At 33.0% G+C, this 25,108-nt stretch carries 17 protein-coding genes; 12 read left to right on the forward strand and 5 right to left on the reverse strand.

Features of this window, described 5'->3' with window-relative positions:
* Positions 1–4: 4 nt before the first annotated feature.
* A complete protein-coding gene (locus tag BM319_RS06650; protein WP_091021921.1) occupies positions 5–1,537 on the forward strand; it encodes a long-chain-fatty-acid--CoA ligase in 1,533 nt (510 codons plus the stop codon).
* Positions 1,538–1,593: 56 nt separating this feature from the next.
* Here the strand turns inward: BM319_RS06650 and BM319_RS06655 are convergent, their stop codons facing one another.
* Positions 1,594–2,205 (reverse strand): TetR/AcrR family transcriptional regulator, encoded by a 612-nt coding sequence (locus BM319_RS06655; protein ID WP_091021923.1) that lies wholly within the window; start codon positions 2,203–2,205, stop codon positions 1,594–1,596.
* Positions 2,206–2,430: 225 nt separating this feature from the next.
* Between BM319_RS06655 and kynU the strand changes: the two genes are divergently transcribed.
* From kynU to BM319_RS06690, 7 genes are all read left to right on the forward strand, one after another.
* Positions 2,431–3,717 carry a kynureninase gene (kynU, locus tag BM319_RS06660; protein WP_091021926.1) on the forward strand — a complete coding sequence of 429 codons (1,287 nt, stop codon included), beginning with the start codon at positions 2,431–2,433 and terminating at the stop codon, positions 3,715–3,717.
* Between the two features lie 38 nt (positions 3,718–3,755).
* The gene (locus BM319_RS06665) at positions 3,756–5,186 is read left to right on the forward strand and encodes an amino acid permease (RefSeq protein WP_091021929.1); all 1,431 of its coding nucleotides are present in this window, start codon (positions 3,756–3,758) and stop codon (positions 5,184–5,186) included.
* Positions 5,187–5,413: 227 nt separating this feature from the next.
* Positions 5,414–6,169 carry an alpha/beta fold hydrolase gene (locus BM319_RS06670; RefSeq protein WP_353615541.1) on the forward strand — a complete coding sequence of 252 codons (756 nt, stop codon included), beginning with the start codon at positions 5,414–5,416 and terminating at the stop codon, positions 6,167–6,169.
* Positions 6,170–6,373: 204 nt separating this feature from the next.
* Positions 6,374–7,675 carry a hypothetical protein gene (locus BM319_RS06675; protein ID WP_091021934.1) on the forward strand — a complete coding sequence of 434 codons (1,302 nt, stop codon included), beginning with the start codon at positions 6,374–6,376 and terminating at the stop codon, positions 7,673–7,675.
* Positions 7,676–7,852: 177 nt separating this feature from the next.
* Positions 7,853–9,043, forward strand: coding sequence for a M20 family metallopeptidase (locus BM319_RS06680; RefSeq protein WP_286143695.1), 1,191 nt, complete (start codon positions 7,853–7,855; stop codon positions 9,041–9,043).
* 18 nt (positions 9,044–9,061) lie between these two features.
* On the forward strand, positions 9,062–9,262 hold the full coding sequence (locus BM319_RS06685; protein WP_069033542.1) for a DUF3311 domain-containing protein: 201 nt from the start codon (positions 9,062–9,064) through the stop codon (positions 9,260–9,262).
* Positions 9,259–10,737, forward strand: coding sequence for a sodium:solute symporter family protein (locus BM319_RS06690; protein WP_091021938.1), 1,479 nt, complete (start codon positions 9,259–9,261; stop codon positions 10,735–10,737). The genes BM319_RS06685 and BM319_RS06690 overlap by 4 nt, the downstream gene beginning before the upstream one ends.
* A 578-nt stretch (positions 10,738–11,315) precedes the next feature.
* Here the strand turns inward: BM319_RS06690 and BM319_RS06695 are convergent.
* Entirely contained in the window at positions 11,316–15,446 is a 4,131-nt protein-coding gene (locus BM319_RS06695) for a S8 family serine peptidase (protein ID WP_175495578.1), read from the reverse strand.
* A 343-nt stretch (positions 15,447–15,789) separates the two neighbouring features.
* Here BM319_RS06695 and BM319_RS06700 point away from each other — a divergent pair, with 343 nt between their 5' ends.
* The 4 genes from BM319_RS06700 (at position 15,790) to BM319_RS06720 (ending at position 21,202) form a co-directional block, all read left to right on the forward strand.
* The gene (locus BM319_RS06700; RefSeq protein WP_091021942.1) at positions 15,790–17,355 is read left to right on the forward strand and encodes a spore germination protein; all 1,566 of its coding nucleotides are present in this window, start codon (positions 15,790–15,792) and stop codon (positions 17,353–17,355) included.
* Complete coding sequence (locus BM319_RS06705) at positions 17,345–18,538, forward strand: Ger(x)C family spore germination protein (protein ID WP_091021944.1); 1,194 nt, start codon at positions 17,345–17,347, stop codon at positions 18,536–18,538. Before BM319_RS06700 ends, BM319_RS06705 begins: the two co-directional genes overlap by 11 nt.
* A gap of 9 nt (positions 18,539–18,547) precedes the next feature.
* Positions 18,548–19,645, forward strand: coding sequence for a GerAB/ArcD/ProY family transporter (locus tag BM319_RS06710; RefSeq protein WP_091021946.1), 1,098 nt, complete (start codon positions 18,548–18,550; stop codon positions 19,643–19,645).
* A gap of 525 nt (positions 19,646–20,170) precedes the next feature.
* Positions 20,171–21,202 carry a CotS family spore coat protein gene (locus BM319_RS06720; protein ID WP_175495579.1) on the forward strand — a complete coding sequence of 344 codons (1,032 nt, stop codon included), beginning with the start codon at positions 20,171–20,173 and terminating at the stop codon, positions 21,200–21,202.
* 59 nt (positions 21,203–21,261) lie between these two features.
* Here BM319_RS06720 and BM319_RS06725 read toward each other — a convergent pair whose 3' ends face one another.
* From BM319_RS06725 to BM319_RS06735, 3 genes are read right to left on the reverse strand one after another with little or no spacing between them, the layout of a single operon-like run.
* Positions 21,262–22,425, reverse strand: coding sequence for a Ger(x)C family spore germination protein (locus tag BM319_RS06725; RefSeq protein WP_091021953.1), 1,164 nt, complete (start codon positions 22,423–22,425; stop codon positions 21,262–21,264).
* Positions 22,412–23,515, reverse strand: a complete 1,104-nt coding sequence (locus BM319_RS06730) for a GerAB/ArcD/ProY family transporter (protein ID WP_091021955.1) — start codon at positions 23,513–23,515, stop codon at positions 22,412–22,414. The genes BM319_RS06725 and BM319_RS06730 overlap by 14 nt, the downstream gene beginning before the upstream one ends.
* A 25-nt stretch (positions 23,516–23,540) precedes the next feature.
* A complete protein-coding gene (locus tag BM319_RS06735; RefSeq protein ID WP_091021957.1) occupies positions 23,541–25,103 on the reverse strand; it encodes a spore germination protein in 1,563 nt (520 codons plus the stop codon).
* Positions 25,104–25,108: the final 5 nt, after the last annotated feature.

Raw genomic sequence — 25,108 nt, forward strand, 5'->3', positions numbered from 1 at the left:
GCAAATGAGTTTTGGAAATGTATTATCGTTAAACGCAAAAAGGCACCCAGATAAATTAGCATTAGTCTATCAAGACCGTACTTACACATACATGGAATTCAATAAAGTGGTTAATCGTTTTGCTTGGGGATTACAGAAACTAGGTTTAAAAAAAGGTGAAAAACTAGCTCTAATGATGGCAAACTCTGACTTGTTTGCGATTAGTTACTGTGCTGCTGTAAAAATAGGTGCTGTTGTCGTTCCAATTAACTTCCGCCTTGTTTCACGTGAAGTTGAATATATTTTAGAGCAATCGGATAGTGTCATTGTGGTTTGCGATTCAGAACTAGAAAAAGTGGTTTTTGATGCTTCAAAGTCCTCAACGAAAGTAAGAAAGATCATTACTGCTCCAGCAACTTCATCGCCGAATTGTTTAAGCTTCTTTGATGTGTTGTCATCGATTGATGAAGATCCTCAAGTAGAGATTTCCGGAGATGATGATTTTCATTTACTATATACTTCAGGTACGACTGGACAACCAAAGGGTGCGCTTTTCGACTATAAACGAATTGAAAAGCTCATAAATGGGTTGAGTGCAGTTATGGGACAAAGCTGCCAAGATCGGCTTTTACATGTTGCTCCATTATTCCATTGTGCTCAGCTTGTAATATTTCTATTACCAGGATTATATTTGGGAATGACAAATGTGATCCACCGTGATTTTAACCCAGTAAATGTTTTAAAGGATATTGAAAAGTATAAAATTACTTTATTTTTTGGGGTTCCTACAATGTATAACTATTTACAGCAAGTTCCAAATGCTGATCAATTTGATCTTTCTTCTGTAGAACGGTGTGCATACGGTGCAGCTCCTATGCCACCTGAAATTTTAATGAAAAGTATGAAATTATTTAATACAAATCAATTTTTCAGCTTATGTGGATTAACAGAAGGGGGCCCAACAGGAGTTTATCTTTCACCAGAAGACCATGAGCATCATTTAGGAAAAACGGGAAAAACACCATTACTTTATACAGTCATTAAAGTAGTGAATAAAAAGGATCAAGATGTTTTACCAGGTGAAGTAGGTGAATTGATCTTAAAAGGTGAAACAATCATGAAGGAATACTATAAAAAGCCGCAAGAAACAGCAGATACGATAAAAGATGGTTGGTTATATACAGGAGATTTAGCTGTAGTAGATGAGGAAGGATATATCACATTAGTTGATCGTAGTAAGGATATGTTAATTTCTGGTGGAGAAAATATTTATTCAGTTGAAATTGAAAATGTTTTATATGAGCATCCTTCTATTTTGGAAGCAGCAGTGATCGGTACGCCTGATGCTAAATGGGGAGAGGTGGTAACAGCAATTGTTGTATTAAAACCAGGGCATCGTCTATCTTTTGAGGAGATTGGCTCTTTTTGCCGTGAAAGAATGGCAGGTTATAAGATTCCTAGAGTTGTTGAATTTATTGATCAGCTTCCAAGAAATGCATCTGGTAAGGTTCAAAAGTTTATTTTACGAGAAATGTATTGTAGCGCTAAATCAAAATAGGAAGTTAAAAAAGCTCTAACTTTAGAAGTAAAAGTTTGAGCTTTTTAATTTGGCTCTTAATAAAGACCGGTTGTATAAAGTGATGTAATTGTTTTTGCAATGTCTTCAATTGAATAATGCTGTTCATTTCGAACGATTTCCCATAAGTACATCTCATTTGTAAAAAACCAAGCACGCGCGACTAATTCGTGGTTTAACTCTTTTCTTGCTAATCCTGTTTCTTGTGCATAGGCAATGTCTAATGATATGCGATTTATAAACTTTTCTCGAATCGTTTTCCATCTGTCTGAGATGATTTCGGATACTCCGATTGCTTGTTCAAAAATTTGCATCATATTTCGCTCATCTTCTGCCATTTTTAGAAAAGAAGTAGCTTGTTTATAAATAATCGATTCAGCGGATTCTTTCGTTTCAGGAAAAAAGTGAGTTTCGGCGATTTCATAAAACCTTTCCATTACACTTTCCATTAATACAATCAAAAGCTCTTCCTTACCTTTAAAGTGTACATAAGCTGTTCCGTAACCAATATCAGCTTTTTTTATCATTTGTGTTATCGTCGCTTTTTGAAATCCTTCTTCAAGAAATACTTCTTTAGCAGCCTCAAGTAGTTTTTGTCTTGTCATCATTGAACGTAATTGACGCTTAGATTCTACTTTGTCATTACTCATACTACGATCCTCCAACATAAGTTACTTCTAGCATATAGGTAAATGAATAAAAATGGAAGAAATGACAGAAAAACACTGTAAGGTTAACAAAAAAACTGGTCATTATGTTGAAACTTTTTTTATTATCTGAAAATGTGACACCGTGTCATTGACATAATGTCAGTTAATTTGATATGATTTTTTCACAAATAGATTTAAATAGTAGATTGATAGAGGAGGAACAGTATGAGTACGAAAATTACAGAAACAAGTTTAGAATACGCAAAAAAAATGGACAGTCTCGATTCACTTAGACAGTTTAGAGATGAGTTTTACTTAAAACCTGGTTCAATCTATATGGACGGTAATTCATTAGGACTACTTTCTAAAAGAGCAGAACGTACTTTACTAGAATCATTGGATGATTGGAAGAACTATGGTATAGACGGTTGGACAAACGGAAATCATCCATGGTTTTTCATGGCCGAAAAATTAGGAGAAAAATTAGCTCCGTTAGTTGGTGCTTCTTCTGAGGAAGTAATTGTAACCGGTTCCACGACGGTTAATTTACATCAGTTAGTGGCTACTTTTTATCAACCAAAAGGTAATCGAAAAAAGATTTTAGCTGATGAGCTTACTTTCCCATCAGATATTTATGCTCTTCAAAGTCAACTACGTATTCATGGACTCGATCCTGAAAAAGACCTTATTTGTGTAAAAAGTAAAGATGGACGTTATTTAGAAGAGGAAGATATTATTCAAGCAATGACAGATGAAATCGCTTTAATTATTTTACCAACAGTATTATATCGCAGTGGTCAAATTTTAGATATGAAGCGCTTAACTGAAGAAGCTCATAAAAGAGGAATTTTAATCGGTTTTGATGGATGTCATTCTGTTGGCTCAATTCCACATTCTTTCAGTGAATGGGATGTTGATTTTGCCTATTGGTGTAATTATAAACACTTAAATGGTGGACCAGGTGGAGTAGGTGGTTTATTTGTTAATCGTAAACATTTTGGTGCATTGCCTGGACTTGCAGGTTGGTTCAGTTCTAGAAAAGATAAGCAATTTGATATGGAGCATACGCTAACTCCTGCCGAAACGGCTGGTGCTTATCAAATCGGGACTCCACATGTATTAAGCTGTGCACCGTTATTAGGATCATTGGAGATTTTTACAGAAGCGGGAATTGATACGATTCGAGAAAAATCACTTCAGATTAACCAATTTTTAATGGATTGTATTGAACAAGAATTACCAGAAATGGGATTTTTCATAGGATCTCCTAGAGAGGATGCACGTCGAGGAGGACATGTCAGTCTAGAGCATGAAGAAGCAGCTCGTATTTGTAAGTCTTTGAAAGAAAACGGTATTATTCCTGACTTCAGAGCACCAAATATAATTCGTCTAGCACCAGTAGCACTTTACACTTCTTACGAGGAAGTTTGGGAAGTTGTACAAACACTTAAGAAAATCATGAATGAAAAGCAATATGAAAAATTTAAAAATGAACGTGAAGTTGTCGCATAAGTTTAGTTGGCTATCTAAGGGGACAAGGGGATGAAATCATGAAGAAATCCACCACTAATTATAAAATTGAAAACGAGCAAGAAAAAGGCTTAAAAAGGGAGTTGAAAACTAGTCAACTAACGATGATTGCCATGGGGTGTGCAATTGGGACGGGGTTATTCCTTGGAAGCGGACTAGCAATAAAAACTGCTGGCCCAAGTGTATTACTTAGTTATGCAGTTGGTGCATTTATCGTCTTACTACTAATGGGTTGCTTAGCTGAGATGACTGTTGCACATCCTACTAGTGGTTCGTTTGGAACAATTGCTGAAAAATATATCCATCCTATGGCTGGCTATCTTGTCCGATATTCATATTGGGTGGCACAAGTACTTGCTGTTGGAGTAGAAGTAAGTGCCATTGCAGTCTATATGAAATATTGGTTTCCAACTGTACCTGGAATCGTTTGGATCGCCTTTTTTGCAGCAGTATTAATCTATATCAATGCGACTAGTGTTAATACATTTGCAACATTTGAGTATTGGTTTTCAATGATTAAAGTAAGCGCAATTGTTGGTTTTATCCTACTTGGAGCTTATGTCTTGTTTGGAACATCTAACCACGGGAATATTGGTGTAGAGAACTTAACAAATGACGGAGGATTTATGCCATTTGGTTGGTGGGGCATGTGGGTAGCTGTCTTTATTTCGTTATTTAGTTTTCTAGGAACTGAAATGATAGCGGTTACAGCGGGTGAAGCAAAAGAACCTGATATTGCTGTTCCAAAAGCTCTTAAAGCAACGGTTTTTCGTTTATCAATTTTTTATGTATTAACGATTGGAATCATGCTAATCATCGTACCGTGGAAATCAGCAGGAGTAGATGAAAGTCCATTTGTAAAGGTTATGGAAATTTTAAATATACCTTTTGCATCAGGATTTATGAATTTTATTATTTTAACGGCAGCTTTGTCAGCGATGAATAGCCAATTATATGCTTCAACTCGTATGGTGTATTCACTTTCTAAAAGTAATCATGCACCGAAAATTTTAGGCAAAGTAAGTAAAAAGGGCGTTCCTGTAAATGCTCTTGCAGTTTCAACCATTGGTATTGTAGTTGCTGGAATCGTAAATGCAGTTCTACCTGATTCCTCATATGCATTTATGATGGGGATTTCAATGTTTGGTGCGATGTTTACTTGGATGACAATCTTTATTTCGCATCTATTTTTTAGAAGGAAATGGGAACAATCAGGCGGGCGGAAATTACCAGTAAAAATGATCGGTTTCCCTTACTTCACTATACTAGGAGCAATTTTATTGTTAGGACTAACAATTACTTCTTGGTTTACTGGCTTTAAGATTATGCTTCAATTTGGAATACCGTGGCTAATTGTATTATCTATTGCTTACTTATTTATTGATAAAAATAAGAATCATAAAGTTCAGCAAAATGATACAGTATTTAAACAAAAGACAGATAGGTTTTAGAGTAGGAAGTTATAGGGGATTGGTATTTAATTATATTAGGATGTCTCATAAGTAAAATTACTTGTGAGACATCTTTTTTTAGATACTTGTAAAATATAAAACATAAATTAGTATATATTTTTGACTGTTGGCAATTTCTATTTATAATGTGATTAAAGAGTAATCCAATATTCATTGAATGGAGTTGAAAGATTATTAATAGTAAAGTAGAACTTCAAAATTTATCAATTGCTTATAAGGATCAAGGGAAAGGTAAGCCAATTGTTTTAATTCATGGTTTTATGGGAAGTCATGCATATTGGGACAAAGTAATTCCAAAGTTGGCAGAGGATTTTCGAGTAATCGCTATTGATTTACCAGGGCATGGAGATTCCACTTCTATAAAAGAAGAACATTCAATTGAAGATTATGCAGATACGCTGAAAGATCTCCTAGATCAATTAAACATTAATCAAGTAACTTTGTTTGGGCACTCGTTAGGAGGTTATATTACACTAGCCTTTGCTGAAAGATACTCTAATTATTTAAATGGATTTTCATTAATTCATTCTACGGCTTATCCAGATAGTGAGGAAGCAAAAAAAGGTAGAGCGGCAACTGCTGAAAAAGTCAAAAATGAAGGAGTGAAAAACGTCGTCGATGGACTAATTCCGAAACTTTTCTCTCCAAAAAATATTCAAAAGAATAGTTCAGAAATAGATTTAGCAAAGCATATCGGGTATAAAACTTCAGTAGATGGGACAATTAAGGCCTTAATAAGTATGAAAAATAGACCTGACAGAAATCATGTAATGAACGATACGACTTTACCAGTACTTTTACTAGCAGGTAAAGACGATCAGATTATTCCACCTGAAAAGACTTTTTCAGTCCAAAAAGAAAATATTAAGACTTCAACTTTAAATAACGCAGGGCATATGAGTATGTATGAGTCTCCTGAAGAATTAATAAACGAGATGAAGGATTATTTAAATTCGTTTTAATGGCAGTAATATAGAATTAGATAATGTAAAAGATTTAAAAAGGCTTTGATTCAAGAAAAAGATCTTGATGAAAAAGTCTTTTTTTATGCAATCAATTTTTAATAAACGTGGTAAATTAAGGTGTAGTACTGTTAAGATTAATTAGACAAAGTACATAATGAAATCTTAAATAAATCAAATCTGAGCGTATTTGGGGGTGTAATAATGTATCGTATTGGACTGGTCGGCCCAGAGTGGTCTATAGAAAGAATTTTAAGTTTCTCTAAAGAATATGAACATGAAATGAAGTTTTTTCCTTTTGCTTATGAGGAGCCAGTAGAAACAAAAGATATTTTAAAGAAACATGATCAAGATGTGGATGTTTGGCTTTTTTCAGGGCAATTACCATATAATATTGCCAAAAAAATTCTACATTCTAGTGAAAAATTATTATATATTCCTCATACTGAGGCTACGGTATATAAAAGTCTGCTTAATATTATGTATCATACTAGTAAGTTAATTAGGCAATTAAGCGTTGATATGCCAATGTATTCTAATTTATTAGAGGATGCTTTAGAGCAGCTGAGCAACCCATTTGATCAGCTTTATATAAAAAGGTTTGAAGGAGAAGAGATAAATTTAGAGGAGATATTACAATTTCATCTTGAATTGTGGGAAGCAAATAAAACGGAAGGTGTATTGACTAATTTCCCAACTATTTTTCAGGAATTAAAAAAACGTGAAGTTCCAGTAGAATGGATTTCCACTAGTAGAGTTGATATTCGGCAAACATTAAAACTATTAACGGAAAAAGTAAAAGGACTTTATTTTAAAGACTCTCAAATTGGAGTAGAGTTGATTGAAGTAGAAAATTTTGAGGAGATTATTAAGAAATCAAAATCACCATATCATTTACAGCACATCGAGCTTCGTATTAAGAATGTACTTCTAACACTTTGTGAACAATTAAATGGTTCTTTAATTGAAAAAGGGTACGGGAAATATTTAATTTACAGTTCTAGAGGTGCAATTGAACGAGAGATTAAACTGTTAGAAAATACGGTCGAACAGTTATCGTTAGAATCTGATTCAAAAGTCTCCGTAGGTATTGGTTTTGGGGAGACTGTTTTTTCTGCAGAGAAACATGCGATTGAATCAATTCAACAGTCAAAAGAAACGAATAATCGAAAGATCATAATTGTCCAAGAGAACGGAGAAATCATCGAGTCAGTTGGTAGAGAAGAAGAGTTTACATATGCTTATCGAACAGATGACCAAGAATTGTTGCAAAAACTTAAATTAGGCAATATTAGTGTGAAGACATTTCATAAAATCCAAAATCTCATTAAGAGAATGGGGTGGTCCGATTTTACAACAAAGAATTTAGCTGAACAGCTTAATATGACAGAACGAAATGCTAGACGCATAGTTGCAGATTTGTGTGAAGTAGAATTACTAGAATGCATTGGCGAGGAATCTTTATCTTTTCGTGGGAGACCTAGTAAAATATATCGCTTTAAATAAACATTTCAAATTGGAGTGTTTATTTTTTTTTGCAGAGTTAAATTTTGTTAATATTTAGAATTTTAAACAAAAAAGTATTGTAGAAACCGTTTTCGCGTAATAGAATCAACATATAAGGAAAATGACCGTAAATGCTCCTTAAATAAAATTTGTATGAATCTCGGAGGTGTTTCAATCGTGTATGAAATTTTTTCTGAATTAAGCTTAGATGAATTGGTTAGTTCGATTAACGAGGAAGTGATTGAATGGAGAAGGTATTTGCATGAAAATCCGGAGTTATCCTTCCAAGAAGAAAATACTGCTCAATTTGTGTATGACAAACTAAAATCGTTTGGTGACTTAGAAATCTCTAGACCAACTAAGACTAGTATTGTTGCTAGATTAATAGGAGACCATCCTGGGAAAGTCCTTGCAATTCGAGCGGATATGGATGCTCTGCCAATTCATGAAGAAAATAAAATTGAATTTAGGTCTAAAAAGGATGGAATCATGCATGCATGTGGTCATGATGGACATACTGCAATGTTATTGGGAGCTGCGAAACTACTTTGTAGCTTAAAAAATCAAATAAAAGGTGAGATTCGATTTATTTTCCAACACGCAGAAGAATTACCACCAGGTGGTGCAATTGAGATGGTGAGTGCAGGGGTACTTGATGGAGTTGATCTGATTATCGGAGCACACTTAACGAGTAGTTTGGAAACGGGAAAAATCGGTTTAAATTATGGACCTATTATGGCTGGTGCAGATATGTTTAAAATTACGATCATTGGTGAAGGGGGTCACGCTTCTCAACCAAATCAAACAGTCGATCCAATTCTAATTGGTACCCAAGTAGTAACAAACATACAGCATATCGTCTCAAGAAAGATTGATCCGATCGATACTGCCGTCATATCAGTTACACAATTTAATGGGGGTACAGCAATAAACGTCATTCCAAATTTTGTTACAATCGGTGGTTCAGTTCGTAGCTTTAAACCTGAAGTTCGAAATAATTTACCTAAGTTGATTGAACAGATTGTAAAAGGTATTACCGATGCTCATGGTGCAAAATATGAGATTGAATACCATTTTGGATACTCCCCAGTCAATAATGATGATGTAACAACTAGTTTAATAGATCAAACTGTTTGTGAACTATTGGGAGAAGAAAATCGTGTATTAATTAACCCAATCATGGGAAGTGAAGATTTTTCAGCATTTCTTAATGAAGTACCTGGAGCTTATTTTTTTATAGGTTCAAGAAATGAGACAGAGGGAATAGTATATCCGCACCACCATCCGAAATTTAATATTGACGAGAAAGCTTTAAAGGATGGTGTAAAGATCTTTGTTCAAGGAGCCTTTAACATATTAAATAACTAAAATTAAGGAGAGTAGCGTATGAAAAAAATCTATTTACTTGGCTTTATACCGGTTATTGGTTTTGTCATAGGTGCGTTGTTTTCGAATAAAGTTACTCCTTATGTACTTGGTATGCCATTTTTTCACTTCTCCATTGTACTATGGTCATTACTTACTACTGCATGTTTAGGTTTAATCTATTTATTTGATCCTGCGAATAAAGAGGAGGAAATAGAATGAATACTGGTACATTATTTATTTTCTTATTTTTTATTATTTCGATAGTGATCGGTATATGGTCTAAAAAAGGGAAAGAAATGAACTTAGAACAATGGTCTGTTGGTGGCCGTGGGATGGGGACGCTTTTCATCTTTTTATTATCAGCTGGAGAAATGTATACTACTTTTACCTTTTTAGGTGCTAGTGGCTCTGCATATAGTGAAGGTGGTTCAATTTTTAGTATTGTTTCATATGGATGTATTGCATCAATCATTTCATATTGGGCTTTTCCTAAGATTTGGAAATACTCCAAAAAGCATAAACTAATTTCACAATCAGATTTTATGGCAAAAAAGTATGATAGTCAGATCCTAGGAGTACTTGTTGCAATCGTTGGCATTGTCGCTTTATTTTGTTACTTAGTTTTACAATTTAAAGGTTTGGGTTATATTGTTGAGATTACGTCTTATGGGGTTATTTCTTCAAAAATGGCAATTTTATTTGGCGCACTCGGTGTTACTTTATTCGTTATGCTATCTGGAATTCATGGTTCTGCATGGACCTCTGTTTTAAAGGATATATTAATTCTTGCCATTATTTTATTTTTAGGTATCTATTTCCCTATTCATTTTTATGGCGGTATTAAGCCGATGTATCAAGCGATTGAACATGCTAAGCCAAACTTTACGATTCTACCAGAACAAGGTATGAATTTAACATGGTATATTTCTACTATTATATTAAGTGGAATTGGAATGTATATGTGGCCACACTCATTCCCACCTATTTTTGCAGCCAAAAATGCGAAGGTTTTAAGAAAGAACGCAATTATTATGCCGTTGTATCAGTTGATTTTATTATTTGCATTTTTCGTAGGGTTTGCAGCAATCTTACAAATTAAAGGTTTACAAGGAAGTGATGGTGATAAGATTTTATTACTTCTTTCTAAAAAGACGTTTGATCCATGGTTTGTAGGACTAATAGGGGGCACAGGGGTATTAGCAGCTTTAGTACCAGCTTCACTGATTCTGATGGTAATCTCTACATTATTCGTTAATAATATTTATAAAGTAGTAGTACCATCTAAATCAGAAATACAAATTGTAAGATTAATAAAATTAATCGTTCCTTTTATTACGCTAATAGGTTTATATTTTACATTTAAAGGTGGTAACTCTCTATTTAGTATTGCAATTGTGGCCTATAATTTTATAACCCAGCTTGCTCCACCATTTTTCTTAAGTTTAATGAAAAAGAACTTTGTAACAAAATACGGAGCTATTACAGGAATTATATTTGGAGGAGCAATCGTTTCAATATTTGATTTAGGCGAAAAAACCTTTGCTCAAACTTTTCCCCATCTTCCACAGCTAGTGAAAGACTTAAATGTAGGAATTGTTGCACTAGTGATTAATGCTCTTATTATGATCGTTATTAGTCTTATTACAAAAAATAGCATGTCTGCGAATAAAAAGAGTGACATATTAGCTGGATAATAAGAGTGATTTTAAAGAAGAAAAACGTCGGGTCTAAAGATCCGACGTTTTCAGAGTGTTGAAATGCAAAATGGTCAATAGGGAAAACGGACATTAAATATCATTGGTTTTAAATGTTAATATTTTAAGCAATTTTATGATTCAAAATCACTAGTAATTAATGATTTATTTCTGAAGTTAAAAATATTATGAGCAAATTTTAGAAAACAAATTCAGTTGATTGGTTTAATTAAAGTTCGACATTAGTTGACCTACAAGCTTATTAATACAAAACGGTTAGGTTACTCCAAGTAAAGGCTATTTGATTAGGGTTTATTGCAGACTTTTTTTGATGAATAAGTTGATTGGAGCGGAGGGGTGCTCGACTCCTATGGGATAAGCGGGAAGGCTGAGACCCCGCAGGCTTGCCGAGGAGGCTCAGGTCTCGCCCCATGGAAAGCGAGCATCCTGTAGTGGAAATCAACATCACTCTACTCCTTTTACGAAAATTTGGTAATTTAATTGACAAGGTTGTTTTTCGACAGCGTAAAAACGTCGGGTCCAATGATCCGACGTTTTCTATTATTCTATTAAATTGTTTATTGAATGTTTAAATCCTTCAAAATGTCTGTTAAAGTTTCACCTTTAATTTTCGTTTTACCTTTAGGAACGTCTTGGACATCAGGGTTTGGTGTTAAATAATTCTTTTGAACAAAACTCATATCCTTAGCGTCAACAATCCCATCGAAATTGATATCGGCTGCACGCTTGTTAGTGCCCCAGTATGTTTTAATATAATCAGCATCTAACACATCGATTACGTCATCATTATTTACATCTCCACCCATTACTGGAGCATATAAAATGTAGGACAGTCTACCAACAACATCACCATTCGTCACATCATACAAATCATTAACTGTTACATGACGGTCGAAATGTCCTGGAATTTTAACTGTTAAATCATAATCTTCATTTGTAGCTGGAAGATTTTTAACAAAGTATCGTGCACTGCTGTTAAATTCTCCAGTATAAGTCTTTCCGTTTTTTGAAACTAATTTTAAACTCATGCCAGCTTTAGAAAAATCTTTGTTGTAGTCTAACCAAATACCCCAGTTATCTAAAAATCCATCTGCAAGTATACCGCCTTCAAGTTGAGAGTAAGTTGGTACGATATTTATTCCTTGACCAAAGCCTTGAATTGCCGCAGGTGCTTGATTTAAGGAGAATGCAGTAGATTTTGTGAGATCAATAGTTTGAATCCATTTAATATATGTGCTTGGTTTTTCTTTTACTTTAAAAGTAATATCGATTAATGGCATGTTCGTTTGGATTGGCTGAATTGAGTCTCCTGATAATTGAGTGTTAAGTGTAATTTTACTTGCGGTCTGCTCAATGATTTTAAGATCGGCATTTAAGCCATGTGACTTAGCATAAGAAACATAATCCTTATTTAATGATACATTTGCAACGTCGTATGCTGTTGAAGGGAATGTTAATGTAAATTCTCCACCTGTTAAATCTTTAACATTATTTGCACTTAGTGATAACGTTACATTTTCACCATATTTCACATCATTTTTGTTTGCGACTAGTTTTGCATATGGTAGTCCTTTTTTAACAAGTGTGTATGAGAAATCAGGGTGATCCTGCATTCCGTTTCCTGCGTAGTCATAGGTGTCAAGACTAATTTTTGTTACATCTTTACCGTCTAATAGATTAGTTTTAAATTCAAAGTCACCATTCTTTTCAATTTTTAAAGGTGTTGATGAGAATTTTGTTTTATTAATTAAGTTAACCATGTTGGAAGACTGATCCCATTTAAATCCATTTTGATTCATGATATCTACTTGTTGGTCATATATGTTACCTTTTACAGTCATACCATCTGGAGTTATTTCATAAACTCCACCTGGTTGCTGCATTTTTACGATTGGGTTAGTATTTTCAATATAAAATACATCAGACTTTTTAAATGTTTTACCTTCTCTGTTTGTAGCGATTAGTTCTAATTCATATTTTCCTGGAGGAGCAAGCCTTTTTGAATATGAAATTGGATGATCCTTATGACCCGTAAATGCACTATAAAGTCCATTAAATCCGTATTCAGTTTCAAACATACTATCTTCAGTGAAAAGACCCTCATATGAATCAACAAGTCCTAGCTCTTTTCCTGTTTTCGCATCTTTTAAAACCAGATCTACAGTTTCCATTGGACTATTAAGGGAGAATTGAATGGCTGTTCCGGATGGGAAACTATGATTTAAATCACGTCGTGTTGTAAAGGCGTCTTCATAAGCATTAATTGAATTAATGCCTTCTTGTAAATGCTTGAAGCCAAAAGGTATTTGGTAAACTTCATCTGGATTGCTATTGCTTGTAATATAAATATACCCTTCGTAGATTCCAAATTCAGCAGTAGCAGGAATATGAATTGTTGGTTTGATTTTTATTGTTTTATTGGCATTCAGTGTCACCGTATCAGGAACATCTAATGTAATATTGTTAGCTGAAGCATCTTTAGCTCCTTTTACATTTTGATTAAACTTAACTTGAACATTAAATGTTTTCTTTTTGTTACTTGTATTTGAAATAGAAACTACTCGAGAGTCTGTTTTTTCCTTACCTGCAGTAACTTGTGGTCCGAAGCTTAATGCTCCTGTAACGTCTGGTATAGTTATATCTTGACCATCTTTTGTGCTGATCGTTTTATCTAGTACCTTGATATGCAAGTCAGAATGAACTGCTTCATAAACATCAATTCTTCCTGCACCTACTTCAAATACACTATAATCTTTTTGTAGTTTATCGGCTGTATTCATTAAAGCTGCTTTTACATCTTCTGGTTTGTATTCTGGATGTTTTTGTAAAAGAAGGGCAGCAGCTCCAGCAACGTGAGGAGTAGCCATTGATGTTCCAGATGCACTCATATATGCGTTCGTATAATCAGTCAGATGATTTGGTCCGTTTTGATAAGCAGGTACACTTGAAAATACAGCAACTCCTGGTGCAGTAACTTCTGGTTTAATATCATAAAATCTATTTGAAGGACCACGTGAACTAAAATCAGCTAATGTATCTCCACTAGTTTTCATTTCACCAATTGAGTGTAAAGTGAAGGTCGCATTACCTTGATTTACTTTATCTACAACTTTTAATCCTTGTTCGTTTGTCATTGTAAATGAAGGGATAAAGTCAAATCCGTTTCCAAGATAATGAGGAATTTGGCCTTCTGTTGGGTTATTATTGTACATTAAAACTGCTTTTGCACCATGTTTCTTTGCTAGCATTACTTTTTCATTTAAGCTAAGGATTCCACGCTCAATTAGAGCGATTTTACCATTTACATCTTTGCCACTATAATCACTTTCGCTATTTCCTAGACCGACAAACACGATTGGTAGAGTTTGATTTTTAAGAGTATTTAAATCATCATCGTAACTCTTTGCAAGTAGTTTTAAATTTGATAAGGAAAGATTATCATTTGAACTAACTGTGCCAGTAGCTGTAGGAATCGTCATTGAAAAATCACTTGCACCAACTGTTAAAGCTAGAGGAGAAGTACCAGGTGAACCAAGTGAATACAAATCACTACCAGAGTTACCAGCTGCTATAACAGCAGTCGTTCCAGCTAAAACTGCATTATTGATTGCGATTGCATTTGGATCAAGAGGGTCGTTATAATTTGAACCTAAAGATAGATTAATAACATCCATTCCGTCTGCTACTGCTTTATCGATTCCAGCGATGATGTTACTTGAGGATCCTGATCCATATGGTCCAAGCACTTTGTATGCATATAGATCAACTCCAGGTGCAACGCCTGTAACTGCATAATCTGTTTTATTTTTACCTTGCCCCGCAATCGTTCCAGAAACATGAGTTCCATGGGAAGTATAGTATGTAGATCCAGCTAACGCATTGATTTCAGGTTGTCCAGATTTTTTCCAATCGTCGTATGTTGTTTCCATTGGATCAGAATCGTTATTCACGAAATCATATCCACCTTTATAGACGTCTTTTAAATCTGGGTGATTATAATCTATCCCAGTATCAATTACAGCAACTTTAACACCTTTTCCAGTAATTCCTTCTTCGTGAAGTTTTGTTGCACCGATATTTTCAGTACTATCTTCTGCGGGAGAGTGACTACTTGACTCGTTTGCTTGAATCTCTGTAGGAGATGGATCATCTATTGTGATTACTTTATCTTCAAATATTGCTTTTACTTCATCCATCGCAAGAATAGTATGTACTTCATTACCTGGTACAGTCATTGCAACACCGTTAAAAGCTTGGCGGTACTCTTTGTGAATTTGCATAGTTGAGACGGCTTTTTTTGCTTGTCCAATTTTCTGTTTAAAATTTTGATGTGATTTTTCTACTTTATTTTTTGCCTCATCTAATGAGACTTCAATTCCGTTTTCTTCGTTTTTCTTAATATCCGTTTTAGCAGGGTCTTGGTCAAATTGAACAATGATGTTTACTGGTTTATTACTCGTCGTATCAAGCTTAGGTGATAAATACTTTTCTTGATCGGCCGTTTCAACGCCGTTATGTACTCGATTTCGATCCTCTTTTGTTAAATTTTTTAAATACTGCTCTACGTTTGATCTGCCACCTTGAGAAGTAGAATCAACAGATGCAAAAGTATGACTAGAAAATAACAAACTAGCTGCAATAAAACTAGTAGAAACAACTTTGAGTGGCTTTACTAAACTGCTTTTCAAATGCAATACACCCCTTCAAATTTATCTTAAGGAATTAACCTTATATTCTGATTATTAGGAAAATTTAATACCCAGTCAATTGGGTTATTTATTCCTTATAAAATCAACGTTTTTCTCAATTTAGGATATAAATCTTTCAAAACTCATAATAAAATTGTTCAAAAAAGCCAGAAAACATAATAAAAAAATGAATTTTGTCGAGTTTAAACGTTTCCTATTGAACGAAGTAGGTGATTTTTCACGTTAATGATTTAATGATTTTTAGAAAATGGTAATAAATAGCATAATTTTTCTACATTTAACAAATTTTAAATAGTAATAAATAAATTGATAGGTGATTGATATGCGATTGGGTTATCCAAATAGAAGTAGACAATCAAAGGAAGTTAAAGCTCCAGTTGTTTTATCATCCGATTTACATAAAAATTTACAAAATATAAATCATGAATTGCAGTATTGTGCAGATTTAATCGTTAGAGAATTTGAGGTTGGAGAAACCAAAAAAAGAAAAATGGCACTAGTACATCTTCAAGGTATTTCAAATGGTGACACAATCAGTCAATTTATCGTTGATCCAATTCTACATAAATGGAAAAACATGAAATTAGATAATTTAAGCGAAATTAATTTCTTCAATGAAATGAAAGATAATACGTTTGATGTTCCACAAGTTAAAACTGAAAATGAATGGAATAACATAATGATGGCAGTTTTAAATGGAGACACAGCAATATTTATTGATAATCAACTAAAAGTATTGCTGATTGATACGAAAAGTGGACAATTTCGTTCCGTTTCAGAGTCAACTGGACAAACGATTATTCGTGGTCCTAAAGATAGTTTTACTGAATCAATTGCTACTAATATGTCACTTCTACGTTACCGACTTCGAAGTGCTCAATTTAAAATGGAAATGATTAAAGTTGGTGATGTTACGAATACGAGTGTAGTAATCTCTTATCTTGATGACAAGGTTGATCAAGATATTTTACATACTATAAAAGAAAAACTAAAGAATGCTAAAGTTAATGGAGTTTTAGAATCAATAAATATAGAATATCTTATTGAATCAAAACCCTTAAGTCCATTTCCAACTGTCTTGGACAGTGAAAGACCTGATGTAATTGCCGCAAATTTATTAGAAGGTAGAATTGGAATTATTGTAGATGGTAGTCCAATGGGGCTAGTACTTCCAGCAACCTTACCTATGTTTTTCCAATCGCCTGATGATTATAATCAACGATATATTGTTGGAACCTTTTTAAGATTTTTGAGATTTACAGCATTTTTTACATCATTATTAGTTTCTGCATTATATCTTGCATTAATTACACACCATCGTTCGATGATCCCAACACCGTTATTAGTTAGTCTTGCAGCTCAAAGAGAAAGTGTACCGTTTCCTGCGATCGTTGAGTTATTGCTAATGGAATTTGCTTTTGAAATCATTAGGGAAGCTAGTATTCGTAGCCCAAGGGTTCTTGCATCAACTGTATCAATAGTTGGTGCACTTGTAATAGGGCAAGCTGTTGTACAAGCGGGAATTATATCTACTGCAATGATTATCTTTGTCTCAATTACTGGTATTTCAAGTTTTACTCTTCCTTATTATAGTGTTGCTGCATCTGCAAGACTACTGAGATATTTATTTATTTTAAGTGCAGGAATTGCTGGGTTGTATGGAATTGCATTAATGTTTTTATTTTGGCTAGTTCATTTAAATACACTCGATTCATTTGGAGTGCCATATTTAATGCCAGTATCCCCATTATCAATTAGAGATAATGAAGATAATTTTATCCGTCTACCTTGGAAAAATTTAAAAACTTCAAGTAAAGATTTTGTCCCAGGATCAACAAGGATGAGAAAACAACAAAAAAATAAAAACGGTGAAGACAATGAATCGTAATCTTAAATTAAAGTTAATAATATCCGTTTTTTTGCTACTATCAGGCTGTAGTAATTATATGGAGTTAAATAAAATTTCATTTATTACGGGATTAGGTGTCGATTGGACTGATAAATCTAATTTTAAAGTTACTTTACAAGTCATTAATCCAACTGATTTAGCTACTGGTCAAAATGGTGGTGGCAATTCTTCGCCAGTCATTCTTTATACAAGTACTGGGAAAACATTATCAGAAGCAATTAGAGAAGCAGGAAAAAAAATAACGAAGAACAAAGACTTTACTCATGTTGGATTAACTGTAATAGGTGAGAATGCAGCAAAGCATGGTATAGAAGAAATAGTAGACGCTATTATTCGGGAACCAAGAGTCTCCGCTTTTATGTCTGTTCTTGTAGCTAAAAATTCAACAGCCGAACAGATCTTAAATACAATGACACCTATTAATAAAGTTTCATCAGCAGAAATGGTTTCAAAAATCCAAAGCGTTAATTTTTCATTAGGTGAAAGTGTCAATCCAAATGTATTTGAATTAGGTGAAGACCTGACCTATTCTGGGAAAGAGATTGCGATTAGTGGAGTTGAAATTGTTAACGAGAATAAAGAAAAAAATACGTTATCGAATTTACAAACGATGGAACCAGCCGAAACTAAAATTGATGACTTAGCATTATTTCGAGGTAGTAAACTAGTTGGTTGGATTTCAGGACGTGATGTAAGAGGAATTTTAATGGTATTGGATAAAATTCAACAAACGAATTTTGCCATACCTTGCGGAAATAATAAATATAGCTCTCTTCGGTTACATGCTCAAAAAATAAAATCGGATGTGAAAGTTAAGGGAAATATCCCGATTATTAACATTGATAATACGCTCCTTACATTACTTGATGAAACTGGTTGTTCAATAAATATTGAAAGCGTTCAAGATTTAATAAAGATTGAAAAACAAGCTGCAAAAGTAGTTAAGCACCAAATTGAGCATAGTATTAAATCTGCTCAAAACTATAAGAGTGATGTCTTTGGATTCGGTGATATGATTCATACACATAATCCAAAAATGTGGAAAAAGATGAAAAGTAATTGGGCAGAAGATTTCGCAAATGCAAAAGTAAATGTTAAAACGACGGTCATAATTAAGCGAAGTGGATTACTAGGGGATCCTGTTATCATGAAGAAGAAATAGGGTGAAGTAATGCAAAATATGAGATTTAATTCAGAGCAGTTATTTAGTTTATTGGCAATTTATTTAATTGGAAGTGCTGTTGCAGTTGACCCTGCACAAGATGCTGGAAGAGATGCCTGGCTTGCAATTTTAATAAGCCTTGTTGGTGGATTACTCTTATTAAGCTTATATTTGGGAATATATAAAAATAACCCGTCTAACTCATTAATCAAGTCCTTACAAAAAGCATGGGGAAAATATTTAGGCGGCTTAGTTGGAATATTATATGTTGTTTATTGTATCTATATTGCATCAAGGGTTATGAGAGATTTTGCCGAGCTTATTTTAACGGTTGCATTAGATAATACAGGTTTATTCACAATTTCAATGTTAATGTTGTTTCTTTTGATTTATACGGTAATGAAAGGATTTACGAGTTTTGCTAGGACGGTTTGGATTTGTTTTCTATTAAGTGGAATTATCGTTTTTATTCTCATCTTTTCTCAATTATTAACTGGATTTTTAAATTTTTCTCATTTAAAACCTATCCTTGAATACGGATGGAAACCAGTTTTAAAATCAACATTTCCAACAACTATAACATTCCCATTTGGGGAGTCAATAATATTTTTATTGTTGCTACAACACTATGATCAACCAAAAAATGCATACAAAATGAGCTATTTAGCAATGATTTATGCTGGGATCTTTCTAACAATATCGACGATTATACATATTGCAAATTTAGGTGAAATTATTTTTAAAGCTTCAACGTACCCGGTACTTTCAAGCGTATCATTAATTAACATAGGTGATTTTTTTACAAGATTAGAGTCTCTAGCGGTAATTGTTTTTGTTATTTTAGGTTTTATTAAAATATCAATTTTATTTTTTGGAGCAGTAGTAGGGACTATGGAAATATTTAATTTAAAAGATGATTGGTTAATTACATTTTTAATAGGTATTATGATTATATTTTTCAGCATATTTACAACTGTTTCATACGCACAGCATGTTTATATAGGACTTGAATTAGTCCCTAAATATCTCCATGTACCGTTTCAAATTATATTGCCGCTTATCTTATTTGTAACATTAAAGATTCAAAATAAATTATCCCTTTCTTAGTTTAAGAACCATAGTTAAACAAAAATAGACAATGAAATAACCGACCATTATTTTATCAAGAGTTAAAAAACCTACTTTATTATAAGAAAGGGCTAAAGTTAAATAATGTAAATCAAAACCTTGTAATAATGTAAGTATGTAAATGAACAGGAAACAAAAAAATGATAACAAAACAAAGATCATTATTTCTTTCATGCATAACACTCCTTTTAATGAGTATTATGAGGAATTTTAGGTTGTTTTACTCATCTGATAAAGAAGTCAAAGGAAAATCCTAAAGTGTAGAATTAGCTCATTACTCTTTAGGATTTTTTTAATTGCAAATAGGTTCATGTTTGTTTTTTTAATAAAAAAATTAATAGAAATTTTGTTGTATTTAATTTAAAGAGATTAAGTAAACTGTATAAAGTAATCTTAAAAGATTATTATTCTTACTTCCTAATTTAATTAGTAGATTAGCCGTCTCTAAACATGTACATATTCATAGATTAACAGTGGATAAGTATTATTTGGGAGGTATCATTTTTGGACGCTTTTTTTAGTGATTTAGTAAAAAAAGTAATTGCAAATTACCCTTTAGAAGTAAAACATGAATCTTTAAAATACATTGATGAAAAAAAAGCTGAGTGGCCCATTGATACAAATATCGGTGAAGTTTTATTAAAGAAAGTTTTAATTGATGAAAAATATATTGAATTCATGATTTATGCAATTGACTATCTTAGAGATAATGGCGTCTTTACACCAGAAGTATTAACAACCAAATTAGGTGACGGTTTTGTAAAGATGAAAGATGAATATTTTATGTTATTTGAAGCTGTTAATGGGAGAAGACCAAATTTTGAGAGTGAAGAAGATCTTATTCTGTTGATGAATGGGCTTGCTTCTTTTCATAAAGCTTCAATAGGCATAGAATTAACAACTGAGCAAGTTTCAATTATTCAGTCAAATTGGAAAAAAGATTTACAAAATAAATTTTTAAAATTAACAAAATGGAAAGAAGAACGAGCTAAGTTAAAGCATCAAAATGAAATCGATAAGCTGTATTTAAAAAATATAAACACAGTTTTAATGCAATGTGAAAAAGCTTTAGCAATAATTGATAAATATATTGCAGAAGAGGAAGAAGAGAAAGCGAAAACATTATGCTACCTAAATTTTAATGTAGATGATCTTACAATCGGAGAAGACGGGAATTTATATTTCTTAAATATGAGTTCTTTAAATATCGAATTACCGATTCATGATATGAGAAGAATTTTAAATATCGCAATGAAAGAAAAAAATTGTAATGCAAAGTTAATGAAGAAAATAATCATCGCATATCAGGAAATCAATCCGTTATCTTGTATACAGTACCAGCTACTTAAAGCTGATTTATTGTTTCCTCATTTATTTTATGACGTATTTTCGGCACATTACGAAAACAAGGATACACTATGGGGTGATCCTAGTTTAGTTTTAAAAATGAAAAAAATAATTACATTTGAATTTAATAAAGAAAGAGTGATTTCTTCATTCTTTGTCCGAACAAATGAAGTACTTAATGATCGATAAAACTTCAACTTCAATAAAAAATAAAGCTCAATTCCATTTATGGATTCGAGCTTTATTTTTTATTTATTTTTTTTCTTGCCAATCATACCATAATCTCTGATTGTAATGTGAACATCATAGTTTATTTTAGCTTTACTAAATAGTTCATCCCAATTCTTACTCATTTTTTTCCATTGTTTTGGGTATTGAATTCTTACTTCGTTTCCAAATCCAGCAACATCTGTTTTATATTCATTTTGAAGCTTTTTTGTTACATTTTCTACTAATTTTGTGACTTCAACTGCAGTTGCTTTTTCAATCCTTTTAACATTTTTCTCTTCAAATACAGGTCTTAACTTAGGATTCCAATACTCTGCTATTCTACCTTCTGATTCAATTTTTACGTCAAAAGAGATTTTGTTACCTTTTATATGAGGTGTAACTTTACTTTTTATTAATTCATTTTGAAACCAAGTCGGGCCATCTGATTTTTTCGTGTATGCCTTTACCGCTCCGCCCTTCCCTTGTGCCGTAATCCAATTAACTCCTTCTACTTCTAGTGGATTAAGAGAGCCAATCATTTTATTTTTTTTACCATTAAAAATTGCACCGCCAGAAAACTTAACACCTTTATCAGTTGTTTCTAATAATTGAAGGAGAAAACTAGAACCAGAATTCATTAATCCACCAATTTTTATTAATGGTGTTTTACTGACAATTATTGAAGTTAATGATTGGTCTGCAATTTCAACGATTCGTAATGACGGAATGACATTTGGTTCTTTCGTTTCTAATGCTTTTGAGGCTTCACCTTTTGCAATGAAAATTAGCGTACTTCCACGAATATCGATATCACGAAAATATAAATCAGTAAGCTCTCGGAGGTTTATTTCTCTAGCAAGTTCTTCACTAATAACAATGCATTTTTGATGTGCTCCAAAAATGTAACCATTTCTCTTTAAAGTAGTATCCCATCCTGTAGGTTCTAACGATATGCCTTCACCAATCACATTTATATATGGTTTCGATACATTATCTCCACCAGACTTTGTATCCAATGCCTCAGGAACGACATATTGTAGGGTCGATTTTAATTTTCCTTCACCGTCTTTATCTAGCGAAGAACCTACGATAATGTTTAAGTCCTCAATTGGCCTACTACTCCAGCAACCCGATAATAAAATTAGGAGAATACTATTAGAAATTAAACATATAACGATTCGTTTTAACCTACATTTTCTCATTTAATTTTTTCCTCACAGATGAAATCACTAGTAGGATAAGTGGGACGATCCCAAATAAATAAAATGCTGTATTACCGATTGTATCGGCCATTGTAAAAGTTTGATTTATATCTTTAGGAATCATTGCAATAATATAAATAAATGGTAATGTGCCAAAAAGAAAAGGTTTCATATTTTTTTTATGTAAAACTTGAACCATTCCAAGGGCACAAATATACAATGCGATGATATAGGTAGCAAAAATTTGCATAATCCAAATAACTAGAAGTAATGAGTCAAATCTTTCTACAAATAGCCCCTGAATATCATAGCTGCGAATATAAGTGAGTACGGGCCAAGTTTGTAATAAAACACCGTTTACTGAGAATGCTCCGACTACAGCAACGACAGTAATTGTATAAAAAACAAATGGAATACCGATCCCTAACATAATTGATTTTGATACCTTCGACTTATCCTTCATAAACATAAAAATAAATAAAATCACTTCAAAGCCTGAAAATGAAAGGGAAGTTGTTTTAAGTCCATTAAGGACGGGTTTGAAACCATTTCCAAGAACTGGACGTAGGTTGTCTATTTCAATAATGCCTATTCCTAAAAAAATAACTAATAGAAAAAATAATACAGTGATTGGAAAAATAATTTCCAATATCCTAGCGATTGGGTTGATCCCTCCTAGAACTATATATAACCCAATCCACAAGAACGGAATTAAAATAGCCCAAGAAGGAGTACCTTGTAGTAAGAATAAACGTGTAGTTTCTGCCATTACTCGAACCTCTAAAGCTGAAATGCAAATATAATAGATGATAATAATGATACATAATGGGATTCCTAACCATTTACCAATTATTTTTTGCGTAAATTGAAAATATGTTTCGTTAGGATATTGTTTACACAGCATGACTAATAAAAATACTAACAAGGTAATAAGCAAACCAGATACCATAACGGCAATCCAACCGTCTGGCGTTTTTACTTTGTCAGTAATCGTTCTCGGTAGGATTAAAATACCTGCACCAAATATGAAATTTACAAAAAACATAACAGTTTGATTTGTTGATATTCGATCAATAGGCTCTGAATTCATAACCTAGAACTCCTCCTTTCTTAAGTTATTTCATCCTTCTTGTTTTTTTTGCTTGCAGGCTTTTAGGACGATTTTTCAACATAAATAAAGGAGCTCTTACGACGAAATCTTTCCAATCACCAAATCGAATAGGAGCAGCAGGACTTAGATAAGGGACCCCAAAACTTTTTAGTGTTACTAAATGACTACATAGTAATAGGAAAAATAAAATGACGCCATATAAACCAAATACACTTGCAAAAAGCATCGATAAAAAACGAAGCATACGAAGTGCAATTCCTACATTATATTGTGGTAATGTAAATGAGGAAATTGCTGTTACTGCAACGACAATAACCATGATTGTACTGACAATTCCTGCTTCAACTGCAGCCTGACCGATAATTAACCCTCCAACAATGCCTAAAGATTGCCCAATTGGCTTAGGTAAACGTAAACCGGCTTCCCTTAATACCTCAATCGAGATTTCCATTATTAGTGCTTCAATTAACGGAGGAAATGGTACGCCACCTCTAGTTGCTGCTATATGAAATACTAGCTTTGTCGGAATTAGTCCTTGATGAAACGAAATAAATGCAATGTACAAAGATGGAGCAAATAAAGCAATAAAACATGAAAGATAGCGTAATAATCGAACTAAAGTAGCTGCAAACCATCTTTCATAATAATCCTCAGGAGATTGTAATAACATCTGAAAAGTTACAGGAGCAATAAGTGCAAATGGTGAACCATCCAATATAATGGCTACTCTACCTTCCATTAAAGCACTCATAACCCGATCAGGACGTTCAGTACTTTGAATCTGAGGAAAAGGACTTAAATAGTCATCTTCTATTAATTGTTCTATATAACCAGAGTCTGGAACGCTATCAATTTCAATTCTTTTTATTCTTTTTTTTACTTCCTCGATAATCTCAGAATTCGCAATCGTTGAGATGTATGCTATAACTAATTGTTTTTTTGAAACTTCACCAATTTCAAATCCTAGCATTGTTAAATCTGGATTTTTTCCAGCACGCCTTAACATGGCCGTATTATCAGCTAAGCTTTCAACAAAGCCAAGTCTTGGTCCACGAACAAGTGCCTCAGAATCAGGTTCCTTTACTTCTCTAGTTTTTGTTAGTGCTTCGCCGATTAAAAAACATTCAGAAATACCATCTACTAACAAACCAATTGAACCAAATAGAACATCTGTTTTTAATTTTTTAAAAGTAGTGACTTCTTCAATTGTACAAACAGTGAGTGATTTCTCTTTAATACATTTTTTAATTTCTTTTAGATTTAAAGATTGCCCATTATTTTTATAATTGGTGGCAATGGCTGTAAGTCCCGTCATTAATTCGCCCAATATATGCTTTTGAATTAATTCTGCATTAGATAAGCCATCAATAAAAATAATTGCTACTTGAATATCTGTTTCACCTAATAAAAATTCTCTAAATTTAACATCAGAATTATGTCCAATTTCATTAAAAATCCAATCCAAATTTACTTGGAGATCACTGGATAAGATTTCATTATTATTTTGAGATTCATTATTTAGAGATGCCATATTTTCTGAGATTTTATTGGATCTCCAACGCTTCATTTAAA

The sequence above is a fragment of the Bacillus sp. UNCCL81 genome, from assembly GCF_900112535.1.
GTDB classification, from domain to species: domain Bacteria; phylum Bacillota; class Bacilli; order Bacillales; family Bacillaceae_G; genus Gottfriedia; species Gottfriedia luciferensis_B.

Coding starts and splice junctions, on each gene's coding strand:
- BM319_RS06650 (WP_091021921.1), top strand. CDS start 5: ATGAGTTTTGGAAATGTATTATCGTTAAACGCAAAAAGGCACCCAGAT.
- BM319_RS06655 (WP_091021923.1), bottom strand. CDS start 2,205: ATGAGTAATGACAAAGTAGAATCTAAGCGTCAATTACGTTCAATGATG.
- kynU (WP_091021926.1), top strand. CDS start 2,431: ATGAGTACGAAAATTACAGAAACAAGTTTAGAATACGCAAAAAAAATG.
- BM319_RS06665 (WP_091021929.1), top strand. CDS start 3,756: ATGAAGAAATCCACCACTAATTATAAAATTGAAAACGAGCAAGAAAAA.
- BM319_RS06675 (WP_091021934.1), top strand. CDS start 6,374: ATGTATCGTATTGGACTGGTCGGCCCAGAGTGGTCTATAGAAAGAATT.
- BM319_RS06685 (WP_069033542.1), top strand. CDS start 9,062: ATGAAAAAAATCTATTTACTTGGCTTTATACCGGTTATTGGTTTTGTC.
- BM319_RS06690 (WP_091021938.1), top strand. CDS start 9,259: ATGAATACTGGTACATTATTTATTTTCTTATTTTTTATTATTTCGATA.
- BM319_RS06700 (WP_091021942.1), top strand. CDS start 15,790: ATGCGATTGGGTTATCCAAATAGAAGTAGACAATCAAAGGAAGTTAAA.
- BM319_RS06705 (WP_091021944.1), top strand. CDS start 17,345: ATGAATCGTAATCTTAAATTAAAGTTAATAATATCCGTTTTTTTGCTA.
- BM319_RS06710 (WP_091021946.1), top strand. CDS start 18,548: ATGCAAAATATGAGATTTAATTCAGAGCAGTTATTTAGTTTATTGGCA.
- BM319_RS06725 (WP_091021953.1), bottom strand. CDS start 22,425: ATGAGAAAATGTAGGTTAAAACGAATCGTTATATGTTTAATTTCTAAT.
- BM319_RS06730 (WP_091021955.1), bottom strand. CDS start 23,515: ATGAATTCAGAGCCTATTGATCGAATATCAACAAATCAAACTGTTATG.
- BM319_RS06735 (WP_091021957.1), bottom strand. CDS start 25,103: ATGAAGCGTTGGAGATCCAATAAAATCTCAGAAAATATGGCATCTCTA.